This window comes from Sodalis sp. C49 (genome assembly GCF_046352915.1).
Taxonomy (GTDB): domain Bacteria; phylum Pseudomonadota; class Gammaproteobacteria; order Enterobacterales; family Enterobacteriaceae; genus Acerihabitans.
In genome coordinates, this window is sequence record NZ_CP163303.1 from 4,742,581 (window position 1) to 4,758,680 (window position 16,100).

Consider the following 16,100-nt stretch of genomic DNA (forward strand, 5'->3'; position numbering starts at 1 on the left):
TGTCTCAGTCCCGTCTCTTGTCAAATGGATAAATGGGCGCAGCGGACCTGCCGTCCGCGCACGCACCCGTTGTATCATATTTTATCGTTTGGATTGAGCGCCTCTGTCAAGCGCCGTTCCAGTTCCTGCTGTATTTCCGGACTTAATGCGCGCCGATCGCTGCCCGCCAGGATAAATAAGTCCTCAACCCGTTCGCCGATGGTGGAAATCCTGGCGCCGTGCAGCGACACGCCCATATCGACGAACACCTCGCTGACGCGGGCCAGCAGGCCCGGCTGATCCAATGCCGTCAGTTCCAGATAGCTGCGCCTGTCGGAATGGGTCGGCAGGAACACCACCGAGGTGGCGACATTAAAATGCCGCAGCTTCGGCGAAGGACGGCGCACGCGCGGATGCTGATACTTGCCCGGCTGCAGCGTTTGCAGCAGCGCCTGGCCGATAACCTGATGGCGATCCGGCGCCAGGGGGCTGCCGTCCGGCTCCAATACCACAAAGGTATCCATGGCCATGCCGTCGCGGTTGGTAAAGATCTGCGCGTCATGCACGCTCAGGTTGCGCCGGTCCAGCTCGCCGGTCACGGCGGCGAACAAATAGGGACGGTCCTGGTTCCAGATGAAAATTTCGGTGCCGCCGCGGGTGGCCTGCGGGCTTATCAGCACCAGCGGCTCATTGGACCGGTGGCGCAGCAGATGGCGGGCGTGCCACGCCAGCTGATTCGGCGAGTGGCGCAGAAAATAATCCGCGCGGCAACGGCTCCAAATGGCGTGCAACGCTTCTTCGTCGATGTTCTCCATCCGCAGCAGCGACAGCGCCTGCATCCGGTGGTGGCGGATCCGGGCGCGCATATCCGGCGCGCTTTGCATACCGCGGCGCAGGAGTTTTTCGGTGGCGAAAAACAGCTCGCGCAGCAGGCTCTGCTTCCAGCTGTTCCAGAGGGTTTCATTGGTGGCGCAGATATCCGCCACCGTCAGGCACAGCAGGTAATGCAGCCGGTTTTCGGTTTGCACCTCGGCGGCGAATTCCCGCAGTACGTCCGGATCCTGGATATCCCGCCGTTGCGCCGTGACCGACATGACCAGATGATAACGCACCAGCCAGGAGACCAGTTGGGCTTCGCGGGCGTGCAGGCCGTGCAGCTCGGCAAATTCCAGCGCGTCTTTCGCCCCCAACTGGGAATGATCGCCGCCGCGCCCCTTAGCGATATCATGGAACAGCGCCGCCAGCAGCAGCAGATGCTGGTGCGCCAGGCGCGGGAACAGCTCGACGCATAACGGATGCTGCGGACGCACTTTTTCGTCGGCGAAACTTTCAAGCTTCATCAAGACGCGGATGGTGTGCTCATCCACCGTATAGGCATGGAACAGGTCGAACTGCATCTGCCCGACGATATTGCTCCACTGCGGCATATAAGCCCAAAGCACGCTATGACGGTGCATGGGCAGCAAGGCGTGCCGCACCGCGCCGGGATGGCGCAGGATGGCCAGGAACAACTGCCGCGCCTTGGGGTTGTTGCACAAGGGTTCGGCCAGATGACGGCGGGCGTAGCGCAGCTGGCGCAGCGTGGCGGAATAGATGCCGGTGATCTTCTGGTGCACCACCATCTGGTAGAACATGCGCAGTATGGCTTCCGGCTCGCGCGCGAACAGCGTTTCGTCGCGCAGGTCGATAAGGCTGCCGCGCAGCTGGAAGTCGGCGTCCAGCGGCTGGGGTTTATCGTCCGGCCCCAGGGCCAGGATGGCCTCGTCGAACAGCTGCAGCAGCATCTGGTTCAGCTCGCCGATGCGGCGGGTGACGCGGAAAAAATCCTTCATCATCCGTTCGACCGGCAGATTGCCCTCGCCGCCGTAGTGCAGGATTTGCGCCACGCTTTGCTGGCGGTCGAACAGCAGCCGGTTATCGTACCGGTTCAGCACCAGGTGCAGCGCGAAACGGATGCGCCAGAGAAAACTCTGGCATTCGATAAGTTCATCGCGCTCGGCCTGGGTAAGAAAACCGAAACCGACCATTTCATCCAGCGACGTGGCGCCGAAATGGCGATGGGCCACCCAAAGCAGGGTATGGATATCCCGCAGGCCGCCCGGGCTGCTTTTGATATCCGGCTCCAGGTTATAGCTGGTGCCGTGGTAGCGCTGGTGCCGCTCTTCCTGCTCCGCCAGCTTGGCCGGGAAGAATTCACGGGAAGGCCAGAATTCCTCGCTGAAAATGCTCTTTTGCAATTTCAGGAATAACGCCACATCGCCGCAGATCAGCCGCGACTCGATCAAATTGGTGGCGACGGTCAGGTCCGCCAGCCCCTCCTGCAGGCATTGCTCCAGGGTGCGCACGCTATGGCCGACTTCCAGTTTTAAATCCCACAGCAGCGTCAGCAGCTCGCTGACGGCATGGGCCTGCGTGGCCGAAAGCGGATCCTGGCTCAGCACCAGCACGTCGATATCCGATAAGGGATGCAGCTCCGCACGGCCATAGCCGCCTACCGCCACCAGCGCCGTTTCCGGTGCCGCGCCGAAACCGTACAACCGCCACAGCTGGCGCAGCAGCTGATCGATATACAGCGCCCGCGCGTCGATCAGCGTCTCCGCCGACACCCCGGCGTTAAACGCCTCGGCCAGCCAGGTCTGGAAATCATCCAGCCGGCTTTTGAGAAAAGTGCGGTTCAAGGCGTCGTCCGGCCAGGTCAGCGGCGAGGCGGGCTTGGCCGGCAGGACGGCGGTGGCGGCGGGCTTGTCGGCGTACAGCAGGATTTTATCCGGCATAGGAGACCCATGGTAAAGCCGGTAGGTCCGGGGCGGGGCACATCGGCCCCGGACTACCCGCGGGAGGAGAAGACATGGCGCGCGGGACGCCGCCGGCGGGCGGGCGCCGCGCGGTTAACAATCAGGCCGCGTGCGTAATGACCGTCGGCAGCGTATCGTCGCTGCGCAGGGTCATGATTTCACAACCGCTATCGGTGACCACAATAGTATGTTCGTATTGCGCCGACAAGCTGCGATCCTTGGTCTTTACCGTCCAGCCGTCCTTCATGGTGCGGATGCGGTAGTCGCCGGCGTTGACCATGGGTTCGATGGTAAACGCCATGCCCGGCTGCAGTATCACGCCGCCGTCATCGGCATCGTAGTGCAGGACCTGCGGCTCTTCGTGAAAACCCTCGCCGATGCCGTGCCCGCAATATTCGCGCACCACGGAAAAATTTTCCGCCTCGACAAACTGCTGGATGGCCTTGCCCAGCGTGCGCAGGCGAATGCCGGGCTTCACCATATTGATGGCCAGGTACAGGCTCTCCTTGGTGATGCGGCACAGGCGCTCGCCGAGGATGGTCGGCTTGCCGACGATAAACATTTTCGACGTGTCGCCGTGGAAGCCATCCTTAATGACCGTCACGTCGATATTGATGATATCGCCGTCCTTAAGTATTTTTTCATCCGAGGGAATGCCGTGGCACACGACTTCGTTAACCGAAATGCAGACCGACTTCGGGTAACCGTGATAGCCGAGGCTGGCGGAAATGGCGTGCTGATGAACGGTGATATGCTCATGGCATAGGCGATCGAGCTCGCCGGTGCTTACGCCCGGGACAACATAAGGCTCGATGATTTCCAGCACTTCAGCGGCAAGCCGGCCGGCAACGCGCATTTTGGCGATATCATCGGAATTTTTAATTGGAATGGCCATGAATAGATCCACAGTCGGCGTGAAAGTCGACAAATTATGATTAAGCTTAAGTAGAGGATAATGTTACCAGTCCAGCCATAAGACTGCCAAATTATCATTTGGTGCCGGTGCCGTGACTGAACAAAGAGTGGAGTCCGGGCGCGGATTATGGTATAAAGCGCGCCGACGATCGGCGTAGAGTATTTTGGTCCTATGCGCCGTTCAGATCAACTAAACTCAATTGTGTAATTACACACACGTGTCGGCACATGCGCCGGGGTGCCTTGGCCAGTAAGGCGGGGTCGGTCGTATGGGACACGTGGAGGCATAACCCCAAACTTTAACAAGAGGTTTAATCATGGCTACTGTTTCCATGCGTGACATGCTCAAAGCGGGTGTACATTTCGGTCACCAGACCCGTTACTGGAATCCGAAAATGAAGCCTTTCATCTTCGGTGCGCGTAATAAAGTACACATCATCAACCTTGAGCAGACGGTACCGATGTTCAACGACGCCCTGGCCGAATTGAACAAAATTGCCTCCCGCAAGGGTAAAATTCTGTTTGTCGGCACCAAGCGCGCGGCAAGTGAAGCGGTAAAAGAAGCTGCCAACAGCTGCGATCAGTTCTTCGTGAATCATCGCTGGTTAGGCGGGATGTTGACCAACTGGAAAACGGTTCGTCAGTCCATCAAGCGTTTGAAGGATCTGGAAACCCAGTCCCAGGACGGCACGTTCGAAAAGCTGACCAAAAAAGAGGCGCTGATGCGCACTCGCGAACTGGCCAAGCTGGAAAACAGCCTGGGCGGGATCAAGGATATGGGCGGCCTGCCTGACGCGCTGTTTGTTATCGATGCCGAGCACGAGCACATCGCTATCAAAGAAGCGAACAACCTGGGCATCCCGGTGTTCTCTATCGTTGATACCAACTCCGATCCGGACGGCGTGGACTTCATCATTCCGGGTAACGATGACGCCATCCGCGCCATCAACCTGTACCTGACCGCCGTTGCCACCGCCGTTCGCGAAGGCCGCTCTCAGGACCTGGTTGAACAGGCCGAAGAAAGCTTTGTAGAAACTGAGTAATAAGGCATGCTCTTCATTGAGCCCTTATTAACCAAGTTTTAACTATGTTGGTTAGAGGGCCTGGCTTCAGGCCCTCTTTTTTACCTATCCCCCTCATGGGATAACGAGGAAAAAATAATGGCTGATATTACCGCCGCCCTGGTGAAAGAACTGCGTGAACGCACTGGCGCAGGCATGATGGAATGTAAAAAAGCGCTGGTTGAAGCTCAAGGCGATATCGAGCTGGCTATCGACAATATGCGTAAATCCGGTCAGGCCAAGGCCGCCAAGAAAGCGGGCCGCGTTGCCGCCGAAGGCATCATCCTGACTAAAATCGCCGCCGACGGCAAATACGGCGTTATCGTCGAGCTGAACTGTGAAACCGATTTCGTGGCCAAAGACGGCGGATTCAAAGCCTTCGGCGACGAAGTGATCAGCGCGGCCCTGGCCGAACGCATCACGGATATCGAGACGCTGAAAGCCAAATTTGAAGATCAGCGCGCCGCGATGGTTGCCAAGATCGGCGAAAACATCAATATCCGCCGCGTAGCCGCATTGGCGGGCGACGTGCTGGGTTCTTACCTGCACGGCGCGCGTATCGGCGTTATGGTGGCCGCTACCGGCGCCGACGAAGAACTGGTCAAGCATATTGCCATGCATATCGCCGCCAGCAAGCCTGAATATGTCCATGCCGAAGACGTACCGGCGGACGTGGTGGCCCGTGAGCACCAGATCCAGCTGGATATCGCCATGCAGTCCGGCAAGCCGCGTGAAATCGCCGAGAAAATGGTTGAAGGCCGTATGCGTAAGTTTACCGGCGAAATCTCCCTGACCGGCCAGCATTTCGTGATGGATCCGAGCAAGACCGTGGGCCAGTTGCTCGAAGAGCATAAAGCCACTGTTGCCGACTTCATCCGTTTTGAAGTGGGTGAAGGCATCGAAAAAGCGGAAGTCGACTTCGCCGCCGAAGTTGCCGCCATGAGCAAACAGTCTTAAATTAGAACTCCGGAACCGCCATCAGGCGGTTCCTTTTTATGAGCTGAAATAAAGTCAGGGGACTTTTGCCGCATAAAAACTGCAACGCGCGGTCCAGCAGTCGGATCCGCCCATCTCGTTATCGCTGCTTAGGAACAGAACAAATGGCAACCAATGCAAAACCCGTATACCAGCGTATCCTGCTTAAATTGAGCGGTGAAGCCCTGCAAGGCGCAGAAGGTTTTGGTATCGACGCTAGCGTCCTGGATCGCATGGCCCAGGAAGTGAAGGAGCTGGTCGAGCTGGGCATCCAGGTCGGCGTGGTGATAGGCGGCGGCAATCTGTTTCGCGGCGCGGGACTGGCCCAGGCGGGGATGAATCGCGTGGTCGGCGATCATATGGGCATGCTGGCGACGGTAATGAACGGGCTGGCGATGCGCGACGCGCTGCATCGCGCCTATGTCAACGCCAGGCTGATGTCGGCCATTCCGCTTAACGGCGTGTGCGATAACTACAGCTGGGCCGAGGCCATCAGCCTGCTGCGCAACAACCGCGTGGTCATCTTCTCCGCCGGTACCGGCAATCCTTTCTTCACCACCGACTCCGCCGCCTGCCTGCGCGGCATTGAGATCGAAGCCGACGTGGTGCTGAAAGCCACCAAGGTGGACGGCGTATTTTCCGCCGATCCGGTGAAAAACCCTGATGCTACACTGTATGAACAGCTCAGCTACCAGGACGTCCTGGAGCAGGAGCTGAAAGTAATGGATTTGGCGGCGTTTACCCTGGCGCGGGATCATAATATTCCCATCAGGGTATTCAATATGAACAAACCCGGCGCGCTGCGGCGGGTGGTGATGGGCGAGAAGGAAGGCACGCTCATTACCAAGTAGCATTTGTTCGCCAGGTTACAGTATCATGCCGATCTTACGGCAATAATAGACACGACTGGCTGCGGCTGGTCAGACTATCACGGGCTTGACGTAAGCTTAAGCCCGCCCGGATAACCAGTTTCCAAGGGTTCGCAACGTGATTAATGAAATCCGCAAAGATGCAGAACAACGCATGGAAAAATGCGTAGAAGCATTCAAAAACCACATCGGCAAAATCCGTACCGGCCGAGCGTCTCCGAGCCTGCTTGATGGTATTCAGATCGAATATTACGGTACGTCCACGCCGCTGCGCCAGCTGGCGAACGTGGTGGCCGAAGATTCACGCACTTTGGCCATTACCGTATTCGATCGCTCCCTGAGCGCCGCGGTGGAAAAAGCCATCATGGCCTCCGACCTGGGCCTGAATCCCTCGTCCGCCGGCACCGTGATCCGCGTTCCGCTGCCGCCGCTGACCGAGGAACGCCGCCGTGATCTGATCAAGATCGTGCGCGCCGAGGCCGAGCAGGGCAGGGTATCGGTGCGCAACGTGCGCCGCGACGCCAACGATAAAGTCAAAGCCATGCTCAAGGATAAAGAAATCAGCGAAGACGAGGATCGCCGTTCGCAGGATGATATCCAGAAGCTGACCGATGCCTTTATCAAGAAGGTCGACAGCGCCCTGGCCGACAAAGAAGCCGAGTTAATGGAAATCTAAGCTAACGGCGCTACGCTGACGTCATGCCGGCCTGCAGGGGCCGGCAGCGCGCCGGCCCGTCAAACACGCCGCGGCGGCCAATCAATTATATTGTTTGTCCGCCGCGGTTTTTTTTGTCGGCAACGTCATAGACAAATGTTGCGCAACGTTCCAGACTACTGTGCCTTCTTTATTTTTAACACGCGGTTGTCCAGAGTACCTCATGAGAAATTTGACGATTCTCGGCTCCACTGGTTCGGTTGGAACCAGCACACTGGCCGTTGTTCAGCAAAATCCGGAAAAGTTCGCCGTGCGCGCCCTGGTGGCCGGACGAAACAGCGCCGTCATGGCCCGACAATGCCTGGCTTTTCGTCCCGCGTATGCCTGTATGGCCGACGAGGCGTCGGCGCGTGAGCTCAAACGCCTCCTGCATGAGGCGGGGAGCGCCACCGAGGTCATGGCGGGGCCGCGGGCCGCCTGCGAACTGGCGGCTCTCGACGGGGTCGATCTGGTGATGGCCGCCATCGTGGGTGCCGCGGGGCTGCCGTCGACCCTGGCGGCAATCCGCGCTGGTAAATCCGTGCTGCTGGCCAATAAAGAGGCGCTGGTGACCTGCGGCAGGCTGTTTATAAACGAGGTTCGCCAGAGCAAAGCGCAACTATTACCGGTGGACAGCGAACATAATGCGATTTTTCAGAGTTTACCCGAACCATTTCAGCGTCAGTTAGGGTACGCTTCCCTGGAGGCGCATGGCGTGTCGAGCATCATCCTCACCGGTTCCGGCGGCCCGTTTCGCACCACGGCGTTGTCTGAACTGGACGCCATGACGCCGGATCAGGCCTGCGCCCACCCCAATTGGTCGATGGGGCGCAAAATCTCCGTTGATTCGGCGACGATGATGAACAAAGGACTGGAGTATATCGAGGCGCGGTGGTTATTCAACGCCTCGGCGGCGCAAATGGAAGTGATTGTGCATCCGCAGTCGGTGATTCATTCCATGGTGCGTTATCGCGACGGCAGCGTGCTGGCGCAGTTGGGTTCGCCGGATATGCGCACCCCCATCGCCCACGCGATGGCCTATCCCGAGCGGGTGGCGGCCGGGGTCGAGGCGCTCGATTTCTACCGCATCGGCGGGCTGACCTTCGAGCGGGCCGATGAAGCGCGCTACCCGTGCCTGCAATTGGCGATAGACGCCTGCGAACGCGGCCAGGCGGCCACCACGACGCTGAATGCCGCCAACGAAATAGCCGTGGCGGCGTTTTTGCAGGGGCGGGTGCGCTTTACCGCTATCGCCCCCCTGGTGCGCGCTACGCTTGAACGGATGGTATTGCCGGAACCGGAGAGTGTGGACGACGTCGTGGCGATTGACGCCGAGGCCAGAAGCGTGGCGGAGCGCGAAATGGCCGCTTTTATGCAGTAAAATCAGCCGGCGCGGGTCGTTGCGTCGGTCGCGGCCTGATTTGTTCCGCCGCTGCTGAAATGATATAGTCAGCGCCAATTGTCTCCAGGATGATGGCTGGCCATAAGAAATCCGGAGTGAGCCGTGTGAGTACACGGCTTTTTTGCGCATTCGGGGCCTACTGTTCCGGAAAGACGGTTGTATTCTTATTGAGGAAATACGTAAGCGTTATGTCGTCCGAAAATCAGCACGAGGCTACTATTCTGTCATCATCCACTCCCCGTCACGTGGCCATCATCATGGATGGCAACGGACGTTGGGCGAAAAGCCGGGGAAGATTACGCATCTTCGGGCATAAAGCGGGGGTGAAGTCAGTCCGTCGCGCGGTCAGTTTTGCCGTCAGCCATCATTTTGATGCTCTGACGCTCTATGCCTTCAGCAGCGAGAATTGGAACCGGCCGACGCAGGAGGTGTCCGCATTGATGGAATTATTCGTCAGGGCATTGGACAGCGAAGTAAAAAGCCTGCATAAACATAACGTTCGTTTACGTATTATCGGCGATACTAGCCGTTTCGGCCTGCGTTTGCAGGAGCGAATCCGCCGCTCAGAGGCCCTGACGCAAAATAACACTGGCTTAACCCTCAATATTGCCGCGAATTATGGCGGCCGTTGGGATATTATTCAGGGCGTGAAGCGACTGGCCGAAGAAGTGCAGGAAGGGATATTGCGTCCCGACCAGATAGATGAGGACGCCCTGTGCCGGCATGTCTGCCTCAATGAACTCGCGCCGGTGGATTTGGTAATTCGCACCGGCGGAGAACATCGCATCAGTAATTTTTTATTATGGCAGATAGCCTATGCCGAACTCTATTTTACCGATGTGCTGTGGCCGGATTTTGACGAAGACGTTTTTGAAGGTGCGCTGAATGCTTTTGCTCAACGTGAGCGGCGCTTCGGAGGAACTACGCCTAATGATGCCAACGCGTCCTAGGGGGGATTTTTGCTGAAGTCTCGCTTGATCACTGCCTTTATTCTGATACCTGTTGTTATCGCCGCGATCTTTTTACTGCCCCCGCTGGGGTTTGCGCTGGTTACGCTCGTTGTCTGCATGCTGGCGGCGTGGGAATGGGGGCAGCTTGCCGGCCTGGCGACCCGAAGCCAGCGCATCTGGCTGGCTATTCTGTGCGGGCTGCTGCTGGCGTTAATGATGTTCACTATTCCGGATTACCATCCGTTCGTCACCGCCACCATGGTGAAATACGCGCTGGGAGCCTCTCTGGCGTGGTGGGCCGCGGCCTTGGTGCTGGTGCTGTTCTATCCGCGCTCCGCCGCGTTCTGGCGCCATTCATGCGCGCTGCGGCTCGTGTTCGGCGTCCTGACCATCATGCCTTTTTTTTGGGGCATGCTCACCCTGCGCCAGTACCACTACGCGGTGAATCATTTTACCGGCGCCTGGTGGCTGCTGTATGTGATGCTGCTGGTGTGGGGGGCCGACTCGGGCGCCTATATTTTCGGGCGCGCGCTGGGCAAGCATAAGCTGGCGCCGAAGGTCTCTCCCGGCAAGACCTGGGAAGGCCTGGCGGGCGGGCTGGTGACCTCGGCCGTCATTTCCTGGCTGTTCGGCAAATACGCCCCGCTGGACGCGCTGCCGCTCAGCCTGCTGCTGTGCTCGGTGATTGCCGCCCTGGCGTCGGTGCTGGGCGATTTAACGGAAAGCATGTTTAAACGCGAGGCCGGTATCAAGGACAGCGGGCACCTGATTCCGGGGCACGGCGGCATCTTGGACCGCATCGATAGCCTGACCGCCGCGGTGCCGGTTTTCGCCTGTTTAATGCTGCTGATTTTTAGAGCTATTTAATCGAGGGGCCAGGAGTTATCATGTTGCACTTTCTCTGGAGTCTCGCCGCATTTATCGTTGCGTTGGGTATATTGATCACCGTGCACGAGTTCGGTCACTTCTGGGTGGCCCGCCGGTGCGGTGTTACGGTGGAGCGATTCTCCATCGGATTCGGCCGCGCGCTGTGGCGTCATCGGGATAAGCGCGGCACCGAGTATGTTATCGCGGCCATCCCCTTGGGGGGCTATGTGAAAATGCTGGACGAACGGGTGGATACCGTCGCCCCCGAACGCCGGCATGAAGCGTTTAACCACAAGAAGGTTTGGCAGCGCGCCGCCATTATCAGCGCCGGCCCCATCGCCAACTTTATTTTCGCGGTGTTTGCCTACTGGCTGGTATTTTTGATCGGCGTGCCGAGTTTTCGTCCGGTAATCGGTGAGGTTACCCCCAATTCTATCGTCGCGCAGGCCGATATTTCGCCCGGCATGGAACTAAAGTCGGTTGACGGTATCGAAACGCCTGACTGGGATTCGGTGCGGCTGGAGCTTATCGGCAAGATTGGCGACGGCCAGACCAGCGTCGGGGTGGCGCCTTTCGGGTCTTCCCATATCGAACGGAAGATACTCGATCTGCGCGGGTGGGATTTTGAACCGGATAAGCAGGATCCTATCATCGCGTTGGGGATTATTCCCCGGGGTCCGCAGATAGAACCGGTGCTCGCCGAGGTGCAAAATGCATCGGCGGCGGCAAAAGCCGGTTTGCAAGCGGGCGACAGGATCGTTAAAGTCGATGGTCAGCCTATCGGCCGCTGGCAGAATTTCGTCATGCGGGTGCGGGATAATCCCGGCAAGCCGCTGGCGCTGGAAATCGACCGACAGGGTGAAAGCCTGCCGGTGACGTTGGTGCCCGACGAGAAGTCGGTAGGTAAAGGCGAAGTGGAAGGCTTCGCGGGCGTGGTGCCGAAAGTGACGCCCCTGCCCGAGGAATACAAAACGATACGCCAGTACGGCCTGTTTCCCGCGTTTTATCAGGCTGGCGAAAAAACCTGGCAACTGATGAAATTGACGGTCAGTATGCTAGGCAAACTGGTCACGGGAGATGTTAAGCTGAACAACCTGAGCGGGCCGATATCAATAGCCCAAGGCGCGGGGATGTCAGCGGAATATGGTTTGATCTACTACCTGATGTTCCTGGCGCTTATCAGCGTCAACCTGGGTATCATCAACCTGTTCCCGTTACCGGTGTTAGATGGTGGTCACTTGCTCTTCCTGGCGATAGAAAAGCTTAAGGGTGGGCCGGTTTCCGAACGAGTGCAGGATTTCAGTTATCGTATCGGCTCGATTTTGCTGGTGCTGTTAATGGGCCTTGCTCTTTTCAATGATTTCTCCCGGCTCTAGCGCCGGGGATTATGTTAGGAAGAACGCATAACCACGATGGCGATGAAAAAGTTGCTCATAGCGTCGCTGCTTCTTAGCAGCGCCACCGTATACGGTGCAGACGGGTTCGTAGTGAAGGACATTCATTTCGAAGGACTGCAACGGGTCGCCGTCGGTGCGGCGTTACTCAGTATGCCGGTACGTGTCGGAGACACGGCCAGTGATGAAGATATCGGCAATACTATCCGCGCCTTATTTGCCACCGGGAACTTCGAGGATGTCCGGGTGCTGCGTGATGGAGACACACTGCTCGTTCAGGTCAAGGAACGTCCCACTATTGCCAGTATCACCTTCTCCGGCAACAAGGCGGTGAAGGAGGATATGCTCAAGCAGAATCTCGAGGCTTCCGGCGTGCGCGTCGGCGAGGCGTTGGACCGCACCACGATTTCCAACATCGAGAAAGGGCTGGAGGATTTCTACTACAGCGTCGGTAAATACAGCGCGTCGGTGAAAGCCGTGGTCACGCCGCTGCCGCGTAACCGGGTAGATTTAAAACTGGTCTTTACCGAGGGCGTTTCCGCCAAGATCCAGCAAATCAACATTGTCGGCAATCATGCCTTCACCACCGACGAACTGGTTTCGCGCTTCCAACTGCGCGATGAAGTGCCGTGGTGGAACGTGGTCGGCGATCGTAAATACCAGAAGCAGAAACTGGCGGGCGATCTCGAGACCCTGCGCAGCTTCTACCTTGACCGGGGCTATGCCCGCTTTAATATCGACTCGACCCAGGTGAGCCTGACGCCGGACAAAAAGGGTATCTATATCACCCTGAATATCACCGAAGGCGCGCAGTACACCCTGTCGGGCACCGTGGTCAACGGCAACCTGGCCGGCCACTCCGCCGAGATCGACGCCCTGTCGCGCGTTAAGCCGGGCGAGCTGTACAGCGGCGCGAAAGTCACCAAGATGGAAAACGACATCAAGCAGCTGCTGGGCCGTTATGGTTATGCCTATCCGCGCGTGGTGACGCAACCGGAAATCAACGACGCCGACAAAACCGTCAAACTCCATGTCAATGTGGACGCGGGCAACCGTTTTTACGTCAGGCACGTGAAGTTCGAAGGCAACGATATCACCAAAGACGTGGTGTTGCGGCGCGAAATGCGCCAGATGGAAGGCGCCTGGCTTGGCAGCAACCTGGTGGACCAGGGCAAGGAGCGCCTGAACCGCCTGGGCTACTTTGAAACGGTTGACGTGGACACGCAGCGTGTTCCCGGCACCGATGATATGGTGGACGTGACGTACAAGGTGAAGGAGCGCAACACCGGCAGCATCAACTTCGGCGTGGGCTTCGGCACCGAGAGCGGCGTCAGCTTCCAGTTCGGCATCCAGCAGGACAACTGGCTGGGCACCGGTAATTCCGTTGGTTTCAGCGGCACCAAGAACGATTACCAGACCTATGCCGAACTTTCGCTGACCGACCCGTACTTTACGGTGGACGGCGTCAGTCTCGGCGGGCGCATTTTCTACAATAACTTCGACGCCGATAACGCCGACCTGTCGGATTACACCAACAGGAGCTATGGCTTAGGCACCACGCTCGGTTTCCCGATCAGTGAAACCAGTGCGCTGCGCCTGGGCGTGGATTATGTCCATAACGATCTGTCGAATATGTATCCGCAGATTGCCATGTGGCGTTACCTGGAATCCACCGGTTTCCAACCCAAGGTCGTGGCAGGCGAGAAGAAAGACAACGACGCTGATTTCAGCGCCAATGATTTCTTCCTGACCACCGGCTGGAATTACAGCAACCTGGATCGGGGCTATTTCCCTACATCGGGTACCAGCGCCAGCCTGACCGGCAAGGTCACCGTGCCGGGTTCGGATAACGAATACTACAAGGTGACTTTCGATACCACCAGCTATGTGCCGCTGACCGACTCCGGCAGCTGGGTGCTGATGGGCCGTGGGCGCGCGGGTTACGCCGATGGCATCGGCAGCAAGGAAATGCCGTTCTACGATAACTTCTACGCCGGCGGTTCCAGCACCGTGCGTGGTTTCCGGTCCAATACCATCGGGCCGAAAGCGGCGTATTATAAGTGCGGCGGCGGCGAGTCGTCGCTTGGCGATTGCCCGCTGGATAAATCCAGCGATGCGGTGGGCGGCAACGCCATGGCGCTGTTGAGCGCCGAGCTTATCGTGCCGACGCCGTTTATCAGCCCGAAATACGCCAACTCGGTACGTACCTCGCTGTTCGTGGACAGCGGCACCGTCTGGGACACCGCGTGGGAAAACACCGCGCAGACCCGGCAGTACAACGTACCTGACTACAGTAATCCGGGTAATATCCGCATTTCCAGCGGTTTTGCCCTGCAGTGGATGTCTCCGCTCGGGCCGTTGGTATTCTCTTATGCCCAGCCGGTCAAGAAGTACGATGGCGATAAGGCGGAGCAGTTCCAGTTTAATATCGGTAAAACGTGGTAACATTGCGTCGATTCACAGCGCAGGCACCATGCAAGGCAGCGAACGGAGCCTGAATGACATGACCGGCGGCCATGCCGCCGGTTTGGGTGTTTGTTCCTGCCGCGTTGAAATGTTTTCAAACTTAAATGTAGTGTTAAGGAGTTTATAGTGAAAAAGTGGTTGTATGCCGCGGGCCTCGGATTAGCATTGGCTGCCTCAGCCAGCGTGCAAGCTGCTGATAAAATTGCTGTTGTCAATATTGCCAATATCTTTCAGCAGTCTCCTCAGCGCGCTGTTGTCGCTAAACAACTCGAAAATGAGTTCAAGGGCCGGGCAACCGACCTGCAAGCGCAGGAACGTGATCTGCAGACCAAAATGCAGCGCCTGCAACGTGACGGCTCTACCATGAAAGCCGCCGATCGCAGCCGTCTGGAGAAGGAAGTCATGGCGCAACGTGAAGACTTTTCCGGCAAGGCGCAGGCCTTTGAACAGGACAATCGTCGCCGTCAGGGTGAAGAACGCAATAAAATCCTGAGCCGTATTCAGGATGCGGTGAAAGCCGTCGCCAGCAAACAAGGTTATGACATCGTTATCGATGCCAACGCCGTGGCGTATGCCGGTTCTGCCAATGACATTACGGCCGATGTGTTAAAACAGGTTAAATAAGTCATGCCATCAATTCGACTTGCTGATTTAGCGCAGCAGTTGGATGCACAATTGCACGGTGATGGCTCTCTTGTCATCACCGGCATTGCTTCCATGGGCTCCGCCAAGGCGGACCAGATTACGTTTCTGGCTGATAGCCGTTTTCGTGAAAAACTTGCTTCCTGCCAGGCCGGCGCGATCGTTCTTACCGAAGCCGACCTGCCCTTTTGCCACAGCGCCGCGCTGGTGGTTAAAAATCCCTACCTGACCTATGCGCATATGGCGCAATTGCTAAATACCACGCCCGCCGCCGCACAGGATATCGCCCCCAGCGCGGTCATTGCAGCCGACGCGCAGCTTGGCAGCCAGGTGGCCGTCGGGGCCAACGCGGTCATTGAATCCGGCGTGATCCTGGGCGATAACGTGGTTATCGGTCCGGGCTGCTTTATCGGTAAAAATACGGTCATCGGCGCGGGCACCCAGCTGTGGGCCAACGTCACCGTTTATCATGAAGTGCGCATCGGCGAAAAATGCCTGATCCAGTCGGGCACCGTTATCGGCGCCGATGGTTTCGGTTATGCCAACGATCGCGGCAACTGGATTAAGATTCCCCAACTGGGCACGGTTGAAATTGGCGATCGGGTTGAAATTGGCGCCTGCACCACCATCGATCGCGGCGCGCTGGATAACACTATTATCGGCAATGGCGTCATCATTGATAACCAGTGCCAGATTGCACATAACGTCATAATTGGCGACAATACCGCGGTTGCGGGCGGCGTTATTATGGCCGGCAGCCTGCGAATAGGCCGCTATTGCATGATTGGCGGCGCCAGCGTCATCAACGGCCATATGGAAATATGCGACAAAGTGACCATCACCGGCATGGGAATGGTGATGAGACCTATCACTGAACCTGGCGTATACTCCTCGGGTATTCCGCTGCAACCCAATAAAGTGTGGCGCAAGACCGCAGCGTTAGTAATGAATATCAACGAGATCAGCAAGCGGTTGAAAGCTATCGAGCGAAACCTGGCAAAAAACTAATCGCCTTCGCCAGATAGTGATAATTATGCGCGTTCAGGCACTTAAAGCCTGGCAAGACATTTTTTATTTGCGGCCTGCTAAAT

The 16,100-nt window shown here is 57.6% G+C and carries 13 protein-coding genes; 11 read left to right on the forward strand and 2 right to left on the reverse strand.

The genetic code is table 11. The features are described 5' to 3' along the window. Positions 1-74 precede the first annotated feature (74 nt). Positions 75-2,753 carry a bifunctional uridylyltransferase/uridylyl-removing protein GlnD gene (gene glnD / locus ABUK12_RS21440; RefSeq protein ID WP_410013712.1) on the reverse strand — a complete coding sequence of 893 codons (2,679 nt, stop codon included), beginning with the start codon at positions 2,751-2,753 and terminating at the stop codon, positions 75-77. 121 nt (positions 2,754-2,874) lie between these two features. Further along, positions 2,875-3,669, reverse strand: coding sequence for a type I methionyl aminopeptidase (gene map, locus ABUK12_RS21445; protein ID WP_410013713.1), 795 nt, complete (start codon positions 3,667-3,669; stop codon positions 2,875-2,877). Positions 3,670-4,006: 337 nt separating this feature from the next. Here map and rpsB point away from each other — a divergent pair, with 337 nt between their 5' ends. The 11 genes from rpsB (at position 4,007) to lpxD (ending at position 16,017) form a co-directional block, all read left to right on the forward strand. Further along, complete coding sequence (gene rpsB / locus ABUK12_RS21450) at positions 4,007-4,732, forward strand: 30S ribosomal protein S2 (RefSeq protein WP_410013714.1); 726 nt, start codon at positions 4,007-4,009, stop codon at positions 4,730-4,732. Between the two features lie 117 nt (positions 4,733-4,849). Continuing rightward, complete coding sequence (gene tsf, locus ABUK12_RS21455) at positions 4,850-5,707, forward strand: translation elongation factor Ts (protein ID WP_410013715.1); 858 nt, start codon at positions 4,850-4,852, stop codon at positions 5,705-5,707. A 143-nt stretch (positions 5,708-5,850) separates the two neighbouring features. Continuing rightward, positions 5,851-6,576 carry a UMP kinase gene (gene pyrH / locus ABUK12_RS21460; RefSeq protein WP_410013716.1) on the forward strand — a complete coding sequence of 242 codons (726 nt, stop codon included), beginning with the start codon at positions 5,851-5,853 and terminating at the stop codon, positions 6,574-6,576. A gap of 136 nt (positions 6,577-6,712) precedes the next feature. After that, entirely contained in the window at positions 6,713-7,270 is a 558-nt protein-coding gene (frr, locus tag ABUK12_RS21465) for a ribosome recycling factor (RefSeq protein WP_410013717.1), read from the forward strand. Between the two features lie 202 nt (positions 7,271-7,472). Then, entirely contained in the window at positions 7,473-8,669 is a 1,197-nt protein-coding gene (ispC, locus tag ABUK12_RS21470) for a 1-deoxy-D-xylulose-5-phosphate reductoisomerase (protein WP_410013718.1), read from the forward strand. Between the two features lie 209 nt (positions 8,670-8,878). Then, positions 8,879-9,640 carry a (2E,6E)-farnesyl-diphosphate-specific ditrans,polycis-undecaprenyl-diphosphate synthase gene (ispU, locus tag ABUK12_RS21475; RefSeq protein WP_410013719.1) on the forward strand — a complete coding sequence of 254 codons (762 nt, stop codon included), beginning with the start codon at positions 8,879-8,881 and terminating at the stop codon, positions 9,638-9,640. A gap of 9 nt (positions 9,641-9,649) precedes the next feature. After that, complete coding sequence (gene cdsA / locus ABUK12_RS21480; RefSeq protein WP_410013720.1) at positions 9,650-10,507, forward strand: phosphatidate cytidylyltransferase; 858 nt, start codon at positions 9,650-9,652, stop codon at positions 10,505-10,507. 20 nt (positions 10,508-10,527) lie between these two features. Further along, positions 10,528-11,883 carry a sigma E protease regulator RseP gene (gene rseP, locus ABUK12_RS21485; protein WP_410013721.1) on the forward strand — a complete coding sequence of 452 codons (1,356 nt, stop codon included), beginning with the start codon at positions 10,528-10,530 and terminating at the stop codon, positions 11,881-11,883. A 36-nt stretch (positions 11,884-11,919) separates the two neighbouring features. Then, on the forward strand, positions 11,920-14,346 hold the full coding sequence (gene bamA, locus ABUK12_RS21490) for an outer membrane protein assembly factor BamA (protein ID WP_410013722.1): 2,427 nt from the start codon (positions 11,920-11,922) through the stop codon (positions 14,344-14,346). A 147-nt stretch (positions 14,347-14,493) separates the two neighbouring features. Then, the gene (skp, locus tag ABUK12_RS21495) at positions 14,494-14,991 is read left to right on the forward strand and encodes a molecular chaperone Skp (RefSeq protein WP_410013723.1); all 498 of its coding nucleotides are present in this window, start codon (positions 14,494-14,496) and stop codon (positions 14,989-14,991) included. Between the two features lie 3 nt (positions 14,992-14,994). Next, positions 14,995-16,017 (forward strand): UDP-3-O-(3-hydroxymyristoyl)glucosamine N-acyltransferase, encoded by a 1,023-nt coding sequence (gene lpxD, locus ABUK12_RS21500; RefSeq protein WP_410013724.1) that lies wholly within the window; start codon positions 14,995-14,997, stop codon positions 16,015-16,017. The last annotated feature ends 83 nt before the right edge of the window (positions 16,018-16,100 follow it).

Coding starts and splice junctions, on each gene's coding strand:
- glnD (WP_410013712.1), bottom strand. CDS start 2,753: ATGCCGGATAAAATCCTGCTGTACGCCGACAAGCCCGCCGCCACCGCC.
- map (WP_410013713.1), bottom strand. CDS start 3,669: ATGGCCATTCCAATTAAAAATTCCGATGATATCGCCAAAATGCGCGTT.
- rpsB (WP_410013714.1), top strand. CDS start 4,007: ATGGCTACTGTTTCCATGCGTGACATGCTCAAAGCGGGTGTACATTTC.
- tsf (WP_410013715.1), top strand. CDS start 4,850: ATGGCTGATATTACCGCCGCCCTGGTGAAAGAACTGCGTGAACGCACT.
- pyrH (WP_410013716.1), top strand. CDS start 5,851: ATGGCAACCAATGCAAAACCCGTATACCAGCGTATCCTGCTTAAATTG.
- ispC (WP_410013718.1), top strand. CDS start 7,473: ATGAGAAATTTGACGATTCTCGGCTCCACTGGTTCGGTTGGAACCAGC.
- ispU (WP_410013719.1), top strand. CDS start 8,879: ATGTCGTCCGAAAATCAGCACGAGGCTACTATTCTGTCATCATCCACT.
- rseP (WP_410013721.1), top strand. CDS start 10,528: ATGTTGCACTTTCTCTGGAGTCTCGCCGCATTTATCGTTGCGTTGGGT.
- bamA (WP_410013722.1), top strand. CDS start 11,920: ATGGCGATGAAAAAGTTGCTCATAGCGTCGCTGCTTCTTAGCAGCGCC.
- lpxD (WP_410013724.1), top strand. CDS start 14,995: ATGCCATCAATTCGACTTGCTGATTTAGCGCAGCAGTTGGATGCACAA.